Origin of the sequence: Mesorhizobium sp. M7A.F.Ca.CA.002.05.1.1, assembly GCF_003998335.1 — a bacterium.
GTDB lineage: Bacteria > Pseudomonadota > Alphaproteobacteria > Rhizobiales > Rhizobiaceae > Mesorhizobium.
Window position 1 is genome coordinate 1 of the sequence record NZ_RZQI01001332.1, and the last position, 1,106, is coordinate 1,106.

The following is a 1,106-nucleotide window of genomic DNA, read 5'->3' on the forward strand; positions in this document are numbered from 1 at the left end:
CTGTAGGCGTAGCCCGGCGCCGTCGTCGCGCTTGAAACGGTGGCGACATGGTCGCCGCTGGTCAATGCCCAGCGGGCGGCCTGCGGTGCGGCTGCAACCACCATGGCCTTGGGGCCCGGCTTCAGGTCGCGGGCGGTGGCTCTCGATTCCTTGCGGGTCGTCTTGACGCCGGCGCCGATCGCGGCGGCCGGATCGGAACCGACTGGGCGGGCAACGACGGCATCGCGCGGCGATGCGGCGTTGGTGCCTGGATCGTTGAACGCCGAACGCGGCTCGGATCCGGACAAGGAAGCAAGCTGGTAATCGGCCGCACCGACCTGGGCATTGGCCTCGTCGAGCACGGCCTTGACCGCATCCGGCCTGGCCATCTCGGGCCGCGCCGTCGGCAGCACCGAGAACGCATCGGTCGCCGTCTTGCTTTGATCAGCCGTCTCGGCCAGCGCCATCAGCACATCCTTGCTGGGCGCCGCAGCCAAAGCGGCCGGCAGCGAATTGTCGGGACGCCATGTCGGCAACGGTATGTTGTTGACCGCGACCTGGGCCGGATTAGCCGAAGCCGTTGCATCGGCCACGCCGAAAGGAACGCTCGCCGGCGCATGCGCGGTCGCCACGGCCTGCTCGGTGGTGGCTGTCGCCTCCGCCATCGCAAAAGGAACATTCTCAGGCTGCTGAGCGCCGAGATCGGCTTTTGGCCGCGGTGCGAAATCCGGCAGCGGAACGCTTCGGGCCGGCAATGCGGCGATGATCGTCTCCGGCGTGTCCTCTTCCGGCTCCGGAGCCTGCTGCTCGGCCACCTGCGGAATCTCGGCGCGCCGCGCATTCTCCGGCGCCACGATGGCAATGCCCGGGAGGTTGCTGGTCTTGGCTGCTGCTGCCGGCTTCAGGTTTCTCGCCTTGGGCGGGGGGGCCGCCGAAGCGGTCTGGACATCGGCGCTGTCTTCGGCCTCGTCGTCGCCGCCGCCGAAGAATGCCGACAGGAAGCCACCTGACTTCTTGCCGCTGCCGCCGGCGCTGGCCATCTCGATGGCCGGCGAGCCTGAACCCTTGCGCGCCTTGTAGGAGGCGAGCGCCTGCTCAAAGCCGGGCAGCGGCCTGCCGTCGCTCGG

1 pseudogene is annotated in these 1,106 nt (G+C 69.3%); it reads right to left on the reverse strand.

Features of this window, described 5'->3' with window-relative positions:
- Nucleotides 1-1,106, reverse strand: a pseudogene (locus EN939_RS35335) (DUF882 domain-containing protein); the annotation flags it as partial.